14 protein-coding genes are annotated in these 16,967 nt (G+C 72.4%); 12 read left to right on the forward strand and 2 right to left on the reverse strand.

The genetic code is table 11. The features are described from left to right. Positions 1-476 precede the first annotated feature (476 nt). From ACH4ZA_RS32050 to ACH4ZA_RS32075, 6 genes are read left to right on the forward strand one after another with little or no spacing between them, the layout of a single operon-like run. Positions 477-1,973 (forward strand): ATP-binding protein, encoded by a 1,497-nt coding sequence (locus ACH4ZA_RS32050; RefSeq protein ID WP_398432741.1) that lies wholly within the window; start codon positions 477-479, stop codon positions 1,971-1,973. Then, a complete protein-coding gene (locus tag ACH4ZA_RS32055; protein ID WP_398432742.1) occupies positions 1,951-2,373 on the forward strand; it encodes a roadblock/LC7 domain-containing protein in 423 nt (140 codons plus the stop codon). The genes ACH4ZA_RS32050 and ACH4ZA_RS32055 overlap by 23 nt, the downstream gene beginning before the upstream one ends. Further along, positions 2,370-2,735, forward strand: coding sequence for a DUF742 domain-containing protein (locus tag ACH4ZA_RS32060; protein WP_398432743.1), 366 nt, complete (start codon positions 2,370-2,372; stop codon positions 2,733-2,735). Before ACH4ZA_RS32055 ends, ACH4ZA_RS32060 begins: the two co-directional genes overlap by 4 nt. Continuing rightward, entirely contained in the window at positions 2,704-3,330 is a 627-nt protein-coding gene (locus ACH4ZA_RS32065) for a GTP-binding protein (RefSeq protein WP_398432744.1), read from the forward strand. The genes ACH4ZA_RS32060 and ACH4ZA_RS32065 overlap by 32 nt, the downstream gene beginning before the upstream one ends. Beyond that, positions 3,327-4,613 (forward strand): cytochrome P450, encoded by a 1,287-nt coding sequence (locus ACH4ZA_RS32070; RefSeq protein WP_398432745.1) that lies wholly within the window; start codon positions 3,327-3,329, stop codon positions 4,611-4,613. Before ACH4ZA_RS32065 ends, ACH4ZA_RS32070 begins: the two co-directional genes overlap by 4 nt. Beyond that, positions 4,610-5,842 (forward strand): cytochrome P450, encoded by a 1,233-nt coding sequence (locus tag ACH4ZA_RS32075; protein ID WP_398432746.1) that lies wholly within the window; start codon positions 4,610-4,612, stop codon positions 5,840-5,842. The genes ACH4ZA_RS32070 and ACH4ZA_RS32075 overlap by 4 nt, the downstream gene beginning before the upstream one ends. Positions 5,843-5,962: 120 nt before the next feature. Here ACH4ZA_RS32075 and ACH4ZA_RS32080 read toward each other — a convergent pair whose 3' ends face one another. Then, entirely contained in the window at positions 5,963-7,498 is a 1,536-nt protein-coding gene (locus ACH4ZA_RS32080; RefSeq protein ID WP_398432747.1) for a helix-turn-helix domain-containing protein, read from the reverse strand. Between the two features lie 147 nt (positions 7,499-7,645). Here ACH4ZA_RS32080 and ACH4ZA_RS32085 point away from each other — a divergent pair, with 147 nt between their 5' ends. From ACH4ZA_RS32085 to ACH4ZA_RS32095, 3 genes are all read left to right on the forward strand, one after another. Next, positions 7,646-8,266, forward strand: coding sequence for an L-threonylcarbamoyladenylate synthase (locus ACH4ZA_RS32085; protein ID WP_398432748.1), 621 nt, complete (start codon positions 7,646-7,648; stop codon positions 8,264-8,266). Between the two features lie 117 nt (positions 8,267-8,383). Beyond that, positions 8,384-9,139 (forward strand): dienelactone hydrolase family protein, encoded by a 756-nt coding sequence (locus tag ACH4ZA_RS32090; RefSeq protein ID WP_398432749.1) that lies wholly within the window; start codon positions 8,384-8,386, stop codon positions 9,137-9,139. A 110-nt stretch (positions 9,140-9,249) separates the two neighbouring features. Further along, on the forward strand, positions 9,250-10,479 hold the full coding sequence (locus ACH4ZA_RS32095) for a glycoside hydrolase family 64 protein (RefSeq protein ID WP_398432771.1): 1,230 nt from the start codon (positions 9,250-9,252) through the stop codon (positions 10,477-10,479). 67 nt (positions 10,480-10,546) lie between these two features. Here ACH4ZA_RS32095 and ACH4ZA_RS32100 read toward each other — a convergent pair whose 3' ends face one another. Then, on the reverse strand, positions 10,547-12,946 hold the full coding sequence (locus ACH4ZA_RS32100) for a M4 family metallopeptidase (RefSeq protein ID WP_398432750.1): 2,400 nt from the start codon (positions 12,944-12,946) through the stop codon (positions 10,547-10,549). 499 nt (positions 12,947-13,445) lie between these two features. On the opposite strand from ACH4ZA_RS32100, the gene ACH4ZA_RS32105 reads away from it, so the two are divergent. The 3 genes from ACH4ZA_RS32105 to ACH4ZA_RS32115 all read left to right on the forward strand — a co-directional run bounded on the left by ACH4ZA_RS32105 (position 13,446) and on the right by ACH4ZA_RS32115 (position 16,967). Further along, positions 13,446-14,273, forward strand: coding sequence for an MHYT domain-containing protein (locus ACH4ZA_RS32105; protein ID WP_398432751.1), 828 nt, complete (start codon positions 13,446-13,448; stop codon positions 14,271-14,273). A gap of 84 nt (positions 14,274-14,357) precedes the next feature. Then, positions 14,358-15,863, forward strand: a complete 1,506-nt coding sequence (locus ACH4ZA_RS32110; RefSeq protein WP_398432752.1) for a metallophosphoesterase family protein — start codon at positions 14,358-14,360, stop codon at positions 15,861-15,863. 69 nt (positions 15,864-15,932) lie between these two features. Next, on the forward strand, positions 15,933-16,967 hold the full coding sequence (locus ACH4ZA_RS32115) for an LLM class flavin-dependent oxidoreductase (protein ID WP_398432753.1): 1,035 nt from the start codon (positions 15,933-15,935) through the stop codon (positions 16,965-16,967).

The following is a 16,967-nucleotide window of genomic DNA, read 5'->3' on the forward strand; positions in this document are numbered from 1 at the left end:
AAGGCGCCACCAGGCCGGTGACGTCACCACGGTGGCCCGCGCGCGGGCCCTGGGGAGCTGGGTGTCGAGGAGGGCGGTGGCCTGCACGAGGGGGTCCCTTCGGCAAAGGTGGTCAGGCCGCCTGGCCGAAGCCGGCCACGGACGGGTCCTGCTCACGCAGCGGGGTGCCGAACGGGTGGCGAGCCGGGCCCCCATGTCTTCAAGATCATCCTGTGGCCCCTTTTGGGCTCACCTCGGCGATACCCCGTCCACGCGGCGCCACTGCTCCCGGCGGGCGGGCCAACTCCAGCGTGGCGTAAGGCAATTCCGACAGTCGACGCAGAAGCGAACAGATGCCGGGCGCTTTCGGCGCGAAGTCCGGCTCGACCGTGCGGGATCGATCAACGACGGTGTGTACTGTGCTCCGAGTACCCGTTCGAGCACTGCACGCGCACCCGCCCCGCAACGACGACGCCCCACCCCACTGGACCGAATCGATGATCGAATTGCCGGACCTGGTGACCGGCGGCCTGGCCGCCGGCACACTGTCCGCGCTCGCCCTGGCCGGCGGGCTGCTGTGCGCACGGCGCCGGCAGGCCCGGCAGCAGGCCGAGATCTCCGCACTGCGCACCCGACTCGACGGCTCCCTCAAGGCGTTCACGGCGGAGGTGGATCACCTGGCGAGCCGGCGCGTACCTGCCGCCGCCCGCCGGGTCGCCCATCCGCACGTCGTCGTGCCGGGGCCGCTCCAGCCGCTCACCGTCGGCACCCCGCTGGGCATAGCCCTGGAGAACGTGGTGCTGGCGCTGCAGGCGGAGACGGCCGCCCAGCGCACGTCGGTCGACGCCGCGGCCCAGGCCGGGATGCGCGGCGCCGTCCGGGAGATCCAGGCGGCCCTGTACCGGCTTCAGGACGCCCTGCGTGGACTGCAACAGCGTTACGACGACCCCGAGTTGACGCAGACCCTGTTCCGTCTCGATCACGAGAACGAGCAGTCGCTGCGGCGCGCGCAGGTCACCGCCGTGGTGTGCGGCGCCTGGGTCGGGCTGGCCCGCGAGGAGTCCCACCTGGTGGACGCGGTGACCGGCGGCCAGGCCCGGCTCGCCGGATACCACCGGATCCAGGTCCACAACCACCTCGAGCCCGGCACGGCCCTGGTCTCGCACGCCGTCGAACCGGTCGCCATCATCGTCGCCGAGCTGCTCGACAACGCTCTGCGGCACTCCGCCCCGGACACCGACGTCGTGGTGAGTCTGCAGCACGTGCACCACGGTGTGTGCGTCACCGTCGACGACGCGGGCCTCGGCATGACCCGGGACGAACGCGACCGCGCCCAGAAGCTGGTGGCGGGCGACGAGCCCATCCTGCTGACCGAACTGGGCGACCCGCCCCGCATGGGACTCGCCGCGATCGGCAGGCTGACCCGCCAGTTCGACCTGGGCGTGGACGTCTCCTCGACCTCCCCGTACGGCGGTGTGCGGGCGGTGCTGCGGGTCGACACCCACCTCCTCAGCCACCTCGACCCCGCCGAACGGCCGCCGGCCGCGAGCGCCCCGCGCACGACACGCGCCACACGCAAGGCCCCTCCCGACCCGCCGGCCCCCTCCCACGCCTACGGCGCCGAGATCGGCCCGCCGCAGCCCGAACCGGCGCCGGGGCACCACGAGCCGCAGGGCGAGGAAGACGGCCTGCCGCAGCGCAGACGCCGCACCCGGCCCGCGGCGCCGGCCCGGACTCCGGAACAGACTCCGGACCGGACCCCGGAGCGTCGCCCGGTGCGCAGCCCGGAGGAGGCCGCCGCGGCGCTCGGCGCACTGCAGTCCGGCACGGCGGCGGCCCGCGCCGCGGCGAACGCCGGTGCGGCGAACGCCGGTGCGGCGAACCCTGGCGCGGCGAACGCCGGCGCGGGGGCCGCAGGGGACACGCCCGCCGATCACATCGACCACACCGACGACGAAGAGGAGCGGCCCGATGACCAGCCGCAACACGGGTGACACGGCATGGGTCCTGGAGCCCGTCCTGCAGGTGCCACACGTGGTGGCCGCCGTCATGCTGACCCGCGACGGGCTCGTGACCGGCTACACCGACGCCCTGTCCCAGCCGTCGGCCGAGCGGGTGGCCGCCATCACCAGCACCGTGCAGGGCGCCTGCCGGACCGCCGCGGCCGCCTTCGCCGACCGTGAGACGGCCGACGTACGGCAGATCGTCATCGAGTCGGATCACGGGTACGTGCTGATCGTGCCGACCGACCACGGCACCTGCGTGGCCGCGTACGGCGACAGCGAGGTGCGGCTGGACCTGCTGGCGCACCGGGTGCACTCCCAGGTGGCCCGACTGGGCGAGAAGGCGATGACAGCACCGTCGCGAGGAGCCGACGACAACCCGCCGGCATGACCGGCCGCCCGGCCGGGCGCCCTCTGGTTCCCGCGTATCTGTCGACCGGCGGTGTGGCCCGGCCCTGCCGTCCCCACCTGGAGCGGCTGACGGTGCTCGCCCGCAGCGACGCACCGCTGCCCGCGGGGCTCCCCGCCGCCGAACTCGCCCTGCTGGACATCCTGGAGGGCGGCTCCCTTGCGGCGGTGGAGGCGGCGGCGCTGCTCAGACTGCCGTTCTCCGCGGTGCGGGTGCTGGCGGCCCATCTCGTCGACCGGAACCTGGTCCTCGCCCGTGCGCCGATACCGCCCGCCGAACGGTTCGACCCCGACCTGCTGAAGAGAGTGGCCGATGGCCTCCGCGCCCTCAAACACCGCGTCTAGCGCGGGCGGACCCGGTGCCGTCCACCTGCCCGACACCGCCCGCGACCTGGTGAAGATCCTGGTGGCGGGGCCGTTCGGAGTGGGCAAGACGACCCTGATCGACTCGGTCTCCGAGATCCGCCCGCTGCACACCGAAGAGCCGATCTCCGAAGCGTCCGCGCAGGTGGACGACCTGGACGGGGTGCGGGAGAAGGCGACGACCACCGTCGCCATCGACTTCGGCCGGATCAGCCTGCCCGGCGACGTCGTGCTGTACCTGTTCGGCACGCCCGGCCAGGAGCGCTTCCGGAGCCTGTGGGACGACATCGCCTACGGCGCGCTGGGAGCGCTCGTGCTCGTCGACAGCCGCCGGCTGGACGCCTCGTTCGACGTGCTGGGGCTGGTGGAGGAGAGCGGGCTGCCGTACGCGGTCGCCTTCAACGCCTTCCCCGACGCGCCCCGCCACCACGGCGAGGAGCGGCTGCGCAGGGCCTTGGACCTGGAGCCCACGACACCGCTGGTCACCTGCGACGCCCGGGACGCCGGCTCCTCGATCGACGCGCTGCTCGCGCTCGTGGACCATCTGATCGGCCGTGACCCCGTGGAGGCCCGGTGACCGCCCGCACCCCGGACCGGATCGACTTCGCCCGCTCCGCGCCCGTGCGGCTGTGGGAGGACGGCTTCGCACCGGACCCACAGCGCTACTACACCGCGCTCCGCGCGCAAGGCCCCGTCGGCTGGGCCGAGTTGGCGCCCGGCATACCGGCGTACGTGGTCACCGACCGGCGGGCGGCACTGGACGTCCTGCACGACCAGGAGACCTTCTCGCACGACCCGCGGGCATGGGAGGCGACGGTCCCCGCCGACTCCCCGGTGCTGGGCATGATGCGGTGGCGGCCCAATGCCCTGTTCGCCGACGGCCCCGCGCACCTGCGCTACCGGGCCGCTCTCATCGACGTCTTCGATCTGGTGGAACCGCACGACCTGCGCGCCCGGGTGCACCGGGCGGTGCGGCTGCTGGCCGGGCGGATGGGCCCGCGCGGCGAGGCCGACCTCGTGGCGGACTTCGCACGCCCGCTGCTGGCCCTGGTGCTCAACGACCTGTTCGGGCTGCCGGACAGCCAGGGCGACCGCCTCAACGAGGGTCTCGGCAAGATGATGGAGGGCGGCGCGCAGGCCGCCGAGGGCGAGGCGCAGTACGCCCAGTACGTGCTGGAGCTCATCGCGGCCAAGGCGGGGAATCCCGGCGACGACCTGCCCAGCCGGCTGCTGGAGCACCCGGCCGGGCTGACCCGTGAGGAGGTCACCTGGCAGGTGTTCCTCACCCTCGGCGCGGGGTACGAGCCGACCGCGAACCTGCTCTCCAACACGTTGTCCCGGGTGCTGGGCAATCCGGCGTACTACTCCACGCTCACCAGCGGCGCCCGGCCGGTGATGGACGCGGTGGTGGAGGTGCTGCACCACGAGACGCCACTCGCGAACTACGGCGTCTACTACGCGCGCAAACCGGTGGCCTTCCACGGGGTGTGGCTGCGCGACGCGGTACCGGTGGTGGTCTCGTACGGGGCGCTGGGACTCCCCCATGACACGGCCGGCGCGGCCGGCGCGGCCGGCGCGGACCGTGGGCGGCGGACGGCGTCCGGCGGCAGGCATCCGCGCGACGCCTCGCATCTGTCGTGGGGTGCGGGCCCGCACGCCTGCCCGGTCAAACAGCACGCCCTGCTGCTCGTCACCGAGGCGATCGAGCGGCTCACCCAGTGGCTGCCGGACCTCGATCCCGTCGTGCCCCGTGACCGGCTCGCCTGGCGGCCGGGGCCTTTCCACCGGTCGCTGAAGGCGCTGCCCGTGCGCTTCAGCCCCCGCTCCCCCGCTTCCGACCCCTCAGGAGTCCGTTCGTGACCGTGACCGACCGCATCGTCCTCGACCCGTTCGGCGCCGACGTGCACGCGGAGAGCGCCCGGCTGCGCGCCCTCGGCCCGATCGTGCCCGTCGAACTGCCCGGCGGGATCCCCGCGTGGGCGCCCACGGGGTACGACACGCTCAAGGCGCTGATCCTGGACCCCCGGGTCAGCAAGGACCCGCGGCGGCACTGGCGGCAGTGGCGGGAACTGGGCGAGCACCCGTCCTGGGGCTGGATCCTGGGCTGGGTCGGTGTCGTCAACATGCTCTCCACGTACGGCGCCGACCACGCCCGGCTGCGCAAACTGGTGGCGCCGAGCTTCACCCACCGGCGCACCGAGGCGCTGCGGGAGCGGGTGGAGGCGATCACCGCGGAGCTGCTCGACACGCTGGACAAGCGTGCCGAGGACGGCGCCGCCGTCGATCTGAAGGCCGAGTTCGCGCACCCCCTGCCGATGCGGATCATCTGCGAACTCTTCGGCGTCCCCGAGGAGTTGCGGGACGCCACCGGACGCCTCATCGCGGCGATCATGGACACCTCCGATCCGAGCCCGGAGCACGCCGCGTTCGTGCAGGAGCAGATCGGCACGGTGCTGGGCTCGCTCATCGCCCACAAGAGCGAGCACCCGGGCGACGACATGACGACCGAGCTGATCCGGGTGCGCGACGAGGGCGGCGACCGGCTCAGCGACGAGGAACTGCTGTACACACTGCTCCTCGTCATCGGCGCCGGCTTCGAGACCACGGTCAACCTCATCGGCAACGCGGTGGTGGCGCTGCTGCGCCGGCCGGAGCAGCTCGCGGCGGTGCGGCGGGGCGAGATCGCCTGGGACGGCGTGGTCGACGAGACGCTGCGGCTGTACCCGTCGATCGCGACGCTGCCGCTGCGGTTCGCCGTGAGCGACCTGACGGTGGGCGACGTGACGATTCCCGCCGGGGACGCCATCATCACGACGTACGCGGCCGCCAACGTGGACCCGGCGCGGTACGGGCCGGACGCCGAGGCGTTCGACGCGGCGCGCGCGGCGGACGACCACCTGGCCTTCGGGATCGGGGTGCACCGCTGCATCGGCTCCCCGCTGGCCCGGATGGAGGCGCTGACGGCGCTGCCCGCGCTCTTCGACCGGTTCCCCGGGCTGCGGCTGGACGAGGCGGAGGAGCAGCTAAGGCAGGTGCCGTCGTTCATCGCGAGCGGTTGGCAGGAGATCCCGGTCCGGCTGCGGGGCTGACATCACCGCGGGGTGCGACCGGACCCCCGTCCCGGTCGTACCCCCGCGGCTCCTGAGAAAATTACGGGGCGGCGGGCGGCTTGGGAATCGTGCCGATGCCCGCTCACGGGTCCGCAGGACTCACCTGTGCACAGGTGAGTCCGGATGGCCCGATTCCGCCGGGTGCCCGCTTCCGTGCAGGTCGGGCAGGTCGAGGTCGCCGACGGCGACATGGGCGAGGACGACCTCGTAGAGGTCGCTGCCCGCGGCGAGCAGCTGGCGTTCGAGGACGGGTTCGGCGCTGCGGACGTGCTCACGCACGGTCTGCGCGTGGACGCCCAGCAGGTGGGCGGCCCGCTCGGCGTTGCCGCCGGCCGCGATCCAGGACCGCAGGGTGCCTCGCAGATCCCGGCCGTCGGTGTCGAGCCGGGCCAGCAGCTCCAGCGCCCAGGAGCGCAGCGCCGGCCCGGTGAGCAGCTCGCCGAGCCGCACCGGGGCCGCCGGGGCGACCGCGGGGTCCTCGGCGATGCCGAACCGGTGGTGGAGGGCGAGATGGACGACGGCCCGGACGGTGAGGTCGGAGAAGTCGGCGCCCAGCAGGGTCTCGACGCGCTCCATACGGGCGCGGACCGTGTTGCGGCTGACGCCGAGCACCTTCGCCGCGCTGACGGCCGTGAACTCCAGTCCCAGCCGGGTGGTGGCGAGGAGTTCGGCGCGGGTGTGGTGCGGCAGGGTGTCCAGGGGGCGCAGCAGGCGGGTCGTCCAGGTGCGCAGCACGTCGGGGTCCATCAGCCGCTCGGGGTGGGTGCGCTCGGCGTAGGCGGCCGTCCGGTCGGGGCGGAAGCGGGCCACGGCCAGGGCGCTGACGGCCTGTCCGTAGGCGGTGGCGGTGCTCGCGAGGCTCTGCCGGGCGCTGCCGCCGAGGAACGCCCCGAAGCGGCCGCCGCACAGGGCGCGCAGCTCGGGCCCGACGGCGTCGTCCGGGATGACGACGATGACATGCCCGTCCATGGCGGGACAGCGGACGACGAGGGCCTCCTCGTGGGTCGCCGCGAGACAGGCCTCGGCGAGGCCGTCGCGTTCCTCGGGGCTGCTCTCGACGACGTACACGCAGGCGGTTTCGGTGTCGAGGAGGCGGGGCCACAGACCGGCGGCGACCCGGCGGGCGGCGACGACGTCCTCGACCATGAGCAGCTGCAGGATGGCCAGCCGGAGGTCGGCGGAGGCGCGGGCCAGACGGTGTCCGGTGGCCGTGCTCTCCTGCGCCCGCAGGAGGACTTCGAGGACGTTCACGGTCTGCGTGACGATGTCGGAGGCGCGTCGGTCGAAGGGGCTCGTCCGGCTCACCGTGAGCACTCCGACCGGTGCGGGCCCCGGGAGTTCAACCCGGATCAGGCGCACGTAGCGGCCCTCGCCCTCCCAGGCGGCGGAGGCGAGGCGGCCGTCGGCGATGTCCGCCGTCAGGGCCTCGTCGACGGGGGTGTGCGGTCCGACGACCAGGACGCCGTGGCCGTTGCGCAGGGAGACGGAGGCCTCGACGGCCGCCGACAGCCACTCGACGAGCCTCGGGACATCGCGCCCGGTGGGGCGCAGATGCTCGAGGAGCGCCTGGGCCCATCCCGGTCGGGCGTCGTCCGGCGCGCCCGAGCGGAGGTTGTCGTCGTCCCGGCCGGCCATGTCGGCGCTCTCCTCGTCGTTCACGGCCCGCGGGCCGAACCAGTCATATCGGTCGGCGACGTTACCTCACCCGCGCCGAACGGGCCGGGCGGGCGGTGCGGCGGCCCTGCGGGGGCCCGCGCCGCGCGGACGGCATAAGCTCAGCCAATGGCGAAGTACTACGACGTGCACCCCGACAACCCCCAGCCGCGCACCATCTCCCAGGTCGCGGCCGCCATCCGGTCGGACGCGCTGATCGCGTACCCGACGGATTCCTGCTACGCGCTGGGATGCCGCCTCGGCAGCAAGGACGGCATCGACCGGATCCGGGCCATCCGCGAACTGGACGACCGGCACCACTTCACCCTCGTGTGTCAGGACTTCGCGCAGCTCGGCCAGTTCGTCCGGGTGGACAAGGACGTGTTCCGGGCGATCAAGGCATCGACGCCCGGCAGCTACACCTTCATCCTCCCGGCGACGAAGGAGGTGCCGCGCATGCTCCAGCATCCGAAGAAGAAGACGGTGGGCGTGCGCATCCCGGACCATGTGGTCACCCAGGCGCTGCTCGCCGAGCTCGGCGACCCGCTGCTGTCCAGCACCCTGCTGCTGCCGGGCGAGGACGAGCCGATGACCCAGGGCTGGGAGATCAAGGACCGGCTCGACCACGTGGTGGACGGCGTGCTCGACTCCGGCGAGTGCGGCACCGAGCCGACGACCGTGATCGACTTCTCCGAAGGCGAGGCCGAGATCGTCCGGTACGGGGCGGGAGACGCCTCCCGGTTCGAGTAGCGGCCCCGGGACGGGGGCGCTCGGGGGCGGATGGATGGCGCGTGCAACGATGGCGCTGCCCGGCCTCGCCGGGCCGAACGCACGCTCGTCGCCGTGCACCGCGCTGAGGAGCCCCCCATGACCTCCGTACAGGGAACAGCACTGGACATCCCCACCGAGGACGGCGTGGCCGACGCCTATCTGGCGCACCCCGCCGACGGTGTTCCCCGCCCTGGCGTCCTGCTCTACCAGGACGCGTTCGGTCTGCGTCCGCAGCTGCGGGAGATGGCCGACCGGCTCGCCGCGTCCGGCTACGCGGTGCTGGTGCCCAACCTCTTCTACCGTCACGGACGCGCTCCCGTCATGGAGTTGCCCGCGTTCATCGACCCGGCCGCGCGGCCGGAGATCTTCGAGACGCTGTACCCGCTCGTGCTGGCCCTCACTCCCGAGCTGATCGTCCGGGACGCGGACGCGTATCTGCGCTGGATGGGGCAGAGCCCGCTGGTCGCGGACGGCCCGGTCGCGGTGACCGGCTACTGCATGGGCGCCCGGCTCGTGCTGCCGACGGCCGGGGCGTATCCGGACCGGGTCGCGGCGGCCGCGGGCTTCCACGGCAGCCGTCTGGTGACCGACACGCCGGACAGCCCTCATCTGGCCGCCGCAGGCGTCACGGCCGAGGTCTACTTCGGCCACGCGGACGACGACCCGGGGCTGCCGCCCGAGCAGATGGCGCAGTTCGAGGAGGCTCTCACCGCGGCCGGGGTGCGGCACACCTGCGAGGTCTACGCCGGGGCTCCGCACGGTTACACGCAGGCCGACACGTCGTCGTACGACGAGAAGGCCTCGGAGCGGCACTGGGCCGCACTGCTGGATCTGCTGAAGCGGACCCTGTAAGTCCCCGCGCTCACCGGGGCGCCCGTGGCCGGGACGGGCCGCGGGCGTCCCTTTTTGCGCAACTTGTTGACATGAGCACAACCCGGTGCAACGTTGAGAGCGCTCTCAACATGGTACGGACCAACCCCACAGGCCTACCCGCACGGAGGTGGAGAGTGCTCGCAAGGACCGCCCTCAGACTGGTGGGAGCCGTCGCACTCGTCGGCGCGCTGCTCACCCTCGGCCCGCCGGCCGGGGCCACCGTTCCCGACACCGTCCCCCTGAAGATCACCAACAACTCGGGCCGCGCCGAACGGCTCTACGTCTACAACCTCGGCACCCTCCTCTCGACGGGACGGCAGGGCTGGGCGGACGCCGGCGGGGCCTTCCACGCCTGGCCGGCCGGGGGCACGCCCCCCACCCCGGCTCCCGACGCGTCGATCACCGGCCCCGCCGCCGGCCAGTCCGCCACGATCCGCATTCCCAAATTCTCCGGCCGGATCTACTTCTCGTACGGCCAGAAGCTGGACTTCAGGCTCACCACCGGCGGGCTGGTCCAGCCGGCCGTGCAGAACCCCGGCGACCCCAACCGGAACATCCTGTTCAACTGGTCGGAGTACACGCTCAACGACTCGGGGCTGTGGCTCAACAGCACCCAGGTCGACATGTTCTCCGCGCCCTACGCGGTGGGCGTGCAGCGCGCCGACGGCACCACGCTCAGCACCGGGCATCTCAAGCCGGGCGGCTACACCGGCTTCCTCAACGCCCTGCGCGGCCAGCCCGGTGGCTGGGCGAACCTGATTCAGACCCGCTCGGACGGCACGGTGCTGCGCGCCCTCTCCCCCTTGTACGGGGTGGAGACCGGGGCGCTCCCGGCGAACGTCATGGACGACTACGTCAACCGCGTGTGGCAGAAGTACGCGACGGCGACGCTGACCGTGACGCCCTTCGCCGACCAGCCGGGCACGCGTTACCACGGCCGGGTCTCGGGCGGGGTCATGAACTTCACCAACGCCTCCGGAGCCGTCGTCACCAGCTTCCGGAAGCCGGACGCGTCCAGCGTCTTCGGCTGTCACCGGCTGCTGGACGCGCCCAACGACGCCGTGCGCGGGCCGATCTCACGGACCCTGTGCGCGGGCTTCAACCGGTCCACGCTGCTGGTCAACCCCAACCAGCCCGACGCCACGGCGGCCGACTTCTACCAGGACGCCGTGACCAACCACTACGCGCGCAAGATCCATGCGCAGATGGCCGACGGGAAGGCGTACGCGTTCGCCTTCGACGACGTCGGCCACCAGGAGTCGCTCGTCCACGACGGCTCGCCGCGCCAGGCCTACCTGACGCTCGACCCGTTGAGCTGAGCGGACCGGACGACGTCCCGCCCACGCAGGGAGCACGTGGGCGGGACGTCGTCGTCGCAGGGGCGGATCAGCCGGTGGTGACGGCGGTGTCGTCCACGACGAAGCTGGTCTGCAGGGAGGAGTCCTCGACGCCGGAGAACTTCAGCGTCACGGTGGAGCCCGCGAAGGAGCCGAGGCTGAGGGACTTCTGCACGTAGCCGGAGGCCGCGTTGAGGTTGGAGTACGTGGCCAGCGTGGTCGAACCGGCGCTGACCGTCAGCTTGTCGTACTGAGTGCTGGTGGTGGTCTCGGCCGTGTCGACGTGCAGGTAGAAGGTGAAGGTGGTGTTGGTGCAGCCGCTCGGGATCGTCACCGACTGCGAGAGCGTGTCGGTGTGGGTCGACCCGTAGCCGTCGAGCCACGCCTTGTACGAGCCGGTGCGGGCGGCCTGGCTGCTGGAGTTGGTGATGACGCCGCTGGAGGCCGTCCAGGTCGCGTTGCCCGACTCGAAGCCCGCGTTGCCCAGCAGTTGCGTGGCGGTGCAGCCGCCGCCGGTGGCGCTGACCGTCCAGGTGAAGGCCGCGGTGCCGGTCGCGCCGGTGGCGTCGGTCACCGTCACGGTGGTGCTCGAGGAGCCGGCCGTGGTCGGCGTGCCGGAGATCAGGCCGGTCGAGGAGTTGATCGACAGGCCGGCGGGCAGTCCGGTCGCCGCGTACGTCAGGGAGCCGCTGTTGGTGCTGCTCGCCGAGACCTGCAGACTCACCGCGGTGCCGACCTTGGCGGTCTGGCTGCCCGGGTTGGTGACCGAGACGCCGGTCGACGGGACCGTGATGTGGCCGCCGACGTTGATGCCGGCGAACGCGTTGCCCACCCCCGCGTACTGGGTGGAACCGGAGCCGTACAGCGCCGCGGCCGCGTTCAGGGCGGCGGTGCGGGCGCCCGCGTAGTTGGTGCTGGACGTCATGTACGTCGTCAGCGCCTTGTACCAGATCTGGAGCGCGGCGGCCCGGCCGATGCCGGCGACGGCCACGCCGTCGGAGGTCGTGCTGTTGTAGGTGACGCCGTTGATGGTCTTCGTGCCGCTGCCCTCGGAGAGCAGGTAGAACATGTGGTTCGCCGGGCCCGAGGAGTAGTGCACGTCGAGGTTGCCGACGCCGGAGTACCAGCTGTCGGCGGAGCCGCCGTCCTTGCTGGGCTTGTCCATGTAACGCAGCGGGGTGCCGTCGCCGTTGATGTCGATCTTCTCGCCGATGAGGTAGTCGCCCACGTCGGAGGAGTTGTTGGCGTAGAACTCCACGCCGGTGCCGAAGATGTCGGAGGTGGCCTCGTTCAGACCGCCGGGCTCACCGGAGTAGTTCAGGCCCGCGGTGTTCGAGGTGACGCCGTGGCTCATCTCGTGGCCGGCCACGTCCAGCGAGGTCAGCGCGTGGGTGCTGCCGGAGCCGTCGCCGTACGTCATGCAGAAGCAGTCGTCGTCCCAGAAGGCGTTGACGTACGCCGTGCTGTAGTGGACGCGGGAGTAGGCGGCGACGCCGTCGTTCTTGATGCCGCTGCGCCCGAAGGTGTTCTTGTAGAAGTCCCACGTCACCTGCGCGCCGTAGTGGGCGTCGACGCCGGCGGTCTGCGTGTTGGAGCCCGAGCCGGTGCCCCAGGTGTCGTCGGCGTCCGTCATCAGGGTGCCGGTGCCCGACGTGCCGTTGTTGAGGCTGTACGTCTTGTGCGTGCCGCGCGTGGTGTCGTTCAGCTGGTACGTCGAGCCGGACAGCGTGGTGCCGATGGAGACGGTGCCGCTGTACTGGCTGTTGCCGGTGCCGGTCTCGACGCCCTCGAACTGGGCGAGCTTCGCTCCGGTGGCGGCGTCGGTGACGACGTGCAGCTTGCTCGGGGTGCCGTCGTCCTGGAGGCCGCTGACCACGGTCTCCCAGGCGAGCTTCGGCGTGCCCTCGCCGGCCCAGATCACCTTGCGGACGCGCTGCGCCGCCGGGGCCTTCGCGTCGAGCGCCTTGGCGGCCGCCAGAGCCTTGGTCTGCGCGGCGGCCTTGCTGTACGTCGCGGTCGTGGACCGGACGGAGACGGTGCGGCGGTTGTTGTTGAAGGTCGTGCTCACCGTGCCGGCGGCCAGCGAGGCCGGGGGCGTGTGCACGACGAGGTCGCCGCCGAGGACGGGCAGACCGGCGAAGGTGCGCTCGTAGCGCGTGTGCACCGTGCCGTCGTTGTCCTTGACGACGTCCTTGACGACCAGTTTCTCCTGGGCTCCGAGGCCGAGCGTCTCGGCCGTCTGCTGCGTCCTCGCCTCGGCGCCCTTGATCAGCGTGGCGCGCTGGGCGGGCGTCAGGTCGGCCGGCAGGCCGCCGGTGCGTACGGGAGTGGGGTGGGGGGCTGCCGGCTTCGCGGCGGCCGGGACCGTCGAGACGCCGACGGCCAGGAGGGCGGCGGTGGAGAGCAGGGCCGCTCCGACCGCGGTCCGCTTGCGGGGGTAGGGTCTCACTCGTTCTCCTACTGCGGCGGCCGTGGGGACGGCCGGTGACAGACCGGACAGACGGGTGTGCTGTCCGGGACGAGCCGAGCTGTGCGGGACCGTGCACCGGTGAGGGCAACGTCCGCCGGCGTGCGGCGGTGGCCAGGAGAATGACAGGCTTGTCGGTGGCATGTCATCCACGGAGGAGCGGTTCAAGGGTTAACCCTCGGTGCCCGGGCGCCTCAGGGCGTCCCGGCCCCGAAAGACTGTGAACGACCTGTGTGTTCGCCGGGGAGACACCTCCACAGCCGGGGAAGGGTCGGAGCGGCACGGCGGCGGTGCGGGCGGTCCGACCGCGACCGTGCGGACGGTCGAGTGCGGGCGTGCGGCGGTCGACCGCGGGCGTGCGGCGGCAGCGGCCCTCCGCCCGGCGGGCTCGACACCGACTTGCCGGAAACGCTTGCGTCCACCGACGCCGAGCCCGTAGACATTCCTCCACGAACGTCCGTCACTCTGGGGGGAGTTGGCGATGGAAGGCACCATCGACGGATTCCGGTACGGGGCGGTGACCCCGGTGGCCGCCTTTGTGATGGCCTGCCTGGGCGGAGCCCTGGGACTGCGCTGCATCGTGCGGACGCTGCTCAACCCCGGTGCACTGAAGTCCGGTTGGCTCGCGCTGGGTGCCGCGTCGATCGGCTGCGGCATCTGGACGATGCACTTCATCGCCATGATCGGCTTCCAGGTGGTGCAGACCCGGGTCGGCTACGACGTCGGTCTGACGGTCCTCAGCCTCGCCGTGGCGGTCGTGGTGGTCGGCGTCGGCGTGTTCATCGTGGGCTACCGCGGCGCCGGACGCGCGGCGTTGTCACTCGCGGGCGCCGTCACCGGACTCGGGGTCGCCGCCATGCACTACCTGGGCATGGCGGCCGTGCAGCTCAACGGGGAGGTGTCGTACGCCCCGCTCACCGTGGCGCTCTCGGTGGTGATCGCCGTGGTCGCCGCGACCGCCGCCCTGTGGGCCGCCGTCACCGTCCGCGGATTCCTCGCCAGCCTGGGCGCCAGTCTGGTGATGGGCCTGGCCGTCTCGGGCATGCACTACACGGCCATGGCCGCGGTCAGCGTCCACGTGCACGACGACACGGCGTCCTGGAACGGCGACACGGCGACCTCGCTGCTGCTGCCGATGCTCATCGGGCCGATGATCTTCCTATTGCTGGCCGGTGTGGTGGTGATGTTCGATCCGCTGCTCGTGCTGGGCGACGGCGACTGGAACCGGACCGGCCGGGCGGACCGGACCGGGCCGCCCTCGGAAGCGGCCGAACGCCCCGCGACCGTCCGATCGTGGAGCCGTGAGTGAGCGATCGCCCACGCCCGTCGCGCACGACGTCGTCGCCGGTCACCCGACTGCCGCCGCCCGATGGGGCATTGCTACGGTGCACCGGTGTCTGACTCCTCACGCGATACCGCCGAAGGCGCCGGCTGGGGCGGCGCCGACCAAGGCGCGTACCGCCGGCTCATGCCGGGCCGGGTCGAGAAGATCTCGTGGCTGAACCCCCGTCTCCTGTGGGCCGCCCGCAACGGGGTGCTCGCCTCCTGGTTCGGCGATCCCACGGGCCGTACCCGCAGCCGTCTGGTGGCGCAGCGCACGGCGGCCGGCGCACCCGCCGACAAGGTGATCCGGCGCGAGGACGCGGACCGTTTCTCCTTCATGGTGATCGGCGACACGGGTGAGGGCGACGAGCCCCAGTACGCCGTGGTGCCGGGCTTCCTGAGGGTGAGTCGGGGCACCGCCTTCACGGTCCTGGCCAGTGACGTCATCTACCCCGTCGGCAGCGCCGACGACTACGGCCCCAAGTTCTTCCGCCCCTACCGCGACTACCGGGCGCCGGTGTACGCGATACCGGGCAACCACGACTGGTACGAGGACCTCGGCGCGTTCATGCGGGTCTTCTGCGGCGACGCGCCGGCCCTGCCCCCCGAGCCCGCCGCGCGTCCCCTCACCCGCGCGTGGCTGCGCTCCCTGCTGTGGCACCGGCCTCGTGCGCACGACGGCCGGCGGCTCGCCGAGGCCCGCGCCCTGCGGTCAGGGACGGACCAGCAGGCCGTCCAGCCCGGGCCGTACTGGGCGATCGACGCGGGCCCCGTGCGGATCGTCGGCATCGACACCGGACTCCTCGGCGTCCTCGACGCCGAACAGGGCGCGTGGCTGCGCGAGGTGTCCCGGGGCCCGCGGCCGAAGATCCTCGTCACGGGCTCGCCCCTGTACGTCGACGGCGAGCACCACCCGTGCCCCGTCGAAGGGGGCGGCACCGTCGACGACATCGTGAGCGCGCCCGAGCACCGCTACGTGGCCGCGATAGGCGGCGACATCCACAACTACCAGCGCTATCCGGTGCGTCTGGCGGACGGCCGGACCCTGCAGTACGTCGTCGCCGGCGGCGGGGGCGCCTTCATGCACGCCACGCACACCATCCCGCGGGTGTCCGTGGCCGGCGTCACCGAGCAGGACTTCCGCTGCTATCCGCTGCGCGGCGACTCCCTGGCCTTCTACAGCAGGCTCTACGGCCGGCGGCTGCGGCTGCGGCGCTTCTTCGCCCTCAGCGAGGAGCAGGCCCAGGCGGTCGTCGCCGAACGGCTGGGCATCCCGCCGACGCGCACGCCGGGTCCGCAGGTCCGGGTGACGCGCCGCATCCGGCTGCTGGCCGGCCTGCTGGGGACGGGCAGCCGCCCGGAACGCCGCAGGAGGTTCCGGCTTCCGGTGCGCAAGATCTACACGCAGTTGTTCTCGCCGAGCTCGGTGTCGTACAGCCCGCCGTTCTTCAAGTGCTTCCTGCGGCTGGACGTCACACCGGAGTCGGTGCGGCTGCGCTGTTTCGCGGCCACCGGCAACCTCGCGCAGGAACTGCACCCGCCGGTCGAGGACGAGGTCACGATCCCTCTGTTCTGAGGCCGCCTGCGACAATCGGCGCCACACCGCTGAACGGCCGCACGCGCCGTCGGACCATGGAGGATCCTCGTGTCGTCCACCTCTCGCCCCTTGCGCAAGCTGGGCTTCCTCACCATCGGGCTGTTCGACGGGGACGACCCGGGCCGGGGTCACGAGACCACGCTCGAGATCATCGAACTCGGCGAGCGCCTCGGCTTCGACAGTGCGTGGGTGCGTCACCGGCACCTGCAGTACGGCATCTCCTCCCCCGTCGCCGTCCTGGCGGCGGCATCGCAGCGCACCCGGCGCATCGAACTCGGCACCGCGGTCATCCCGCTGGGCTGGGAGAATCCGCTGCGCCTCGCGGAGGACCTGGCCACCGTCGACGTCCTCTCCGCGGGCCGTCTCAACCCGGGCGTGAGCGTGGGCCCTCCGATGCACTACGAGCAGGTCAAGGAGGCCCTGTACCCCGGCACGTCGGACGCGGAGGACTTCGGCCACGAGCGGGTGCGGCGACTGCTGGACTTCGTGCGCGGCAAACCGGCCACCGACTTCAGCGGGGTGGAGGGCTTCGAGGTGTTCTCCGACCGGGTGCAGCCGCAGTCCCCCGGCCTGGGCCGCCGACTGTGGTACGGCGGCGGCAGCCTCGGTTCGGCGCGGTGGGCCGGCGAGCACGGCATGAACTTCCTCACCAGCAGCGTGGTGAAGGCCGAGGGGCTCGACGGCACGCGGGACTTCGCCGAGATCCAGCTCTCCCACGTACAGGCCTTCCGCGCCGCCCATCCCGACGGCGCGGCGGCCCGTGTCTCGCAGGGGCTCGTGGTCATCCCCACCGACTCCGCCTCCCCCGAACAACGCGCGAGGTACGAGGAGTTCGCGGCGAAGAGGCTCCCCCGTACGACTTCCCCGCAGGGCCCGGCCCGGCTGCTCTTCGCCCCGGACCTGGTGGGCTCGTCGGACGAGATCGCCGAACGGCTGCACGCCCACGCCGCGTTCCGCGAGATCGACGAGGTGGCCTTCGCCCTGCCGTTCACCTTCGGGCACGAGGACTACGTGCAGATCCTGACCGACATGGCGACGAAGCTCGGTCCGGCGCTCGGATGGCGGCCCGGCGGCGGAGCCTGA

The organism is Streptomyces sp. NPDC020597 (assembly GCF_044335095.1).
Classification (GTDB): domain Bacteria; phylum Actinomycetota; class Actinomycetes; order Streptomycetales; family Streptomycetaceae; genus Streptomyces.

Bases quoted from the DNA above. Each gene is read 5' to 3' on its own strand.
- ACH4ZA_RS32095 (WP_398432771.1), top strand. From the start codon at position 9,250: ATGGTACGGACCAACCCCACAGGCCTACCCGCACGGAGGTGGAGAGTG.
- ACH4ZA_RS32105 (WP_398432751.1), top strand. From the start codon at position 13,446: ATGGAAGGCACCATCGACGGATTCCGGTACGGGGCGGTGACCCCGGTG.
- ACH4ZA_RS32055 (WP_398432742.1), top strand. From the start codon at position 1,951: ATGACCAGCCGCAACACGGGTGACACGGCATGGGTCCTGGAGCCCGTC.
- ACH4ZA_RS32065 (WP_398432744.1), top strand. From the start codon at position 2,704: ATGGCCTCCGCGCCCTCAAACACCGCGTCTAGCGCGGGCGGACCCGGT.
- ACH4ZA_RS32085 (WP_398432748.1), top strand. From the start codon at position 7,646: ATGGCGAAGTACTACGACGTGCACCCCGACAACCCCCAGCCGCGCACC.
- ACH4ZA_RS32050 (WP_398432741.1), top strand. From the start codon at position 477: ATGATCGAATTGCCGGACCTGGTGACCGGCGGCCTGGCCGCCGGCACA.
- ACH4ZA_RS32080 (WP_398432747.1), bottom strand. From the start codon at position 7,498: ATGGCCGGCCGGGACGACGACAACCTCCGCTCGGGCGCGCCGGACGAC.
- ACH4ZA_RS32060 (WP_398432743.1), top strand. From the start codon at position 2,370: ATGACCGGCCGCCCGGCCGGGCGCCCTCTGGTTCCCGCGTATCTGTCG.
- ACH4ZA_RS32090 (WP_398432749.1), top strand. From the start codon at position 8,384: ATGACCTCCGTACAGGGAACAGCACTGGACATCCCCACCGAGGACGGC.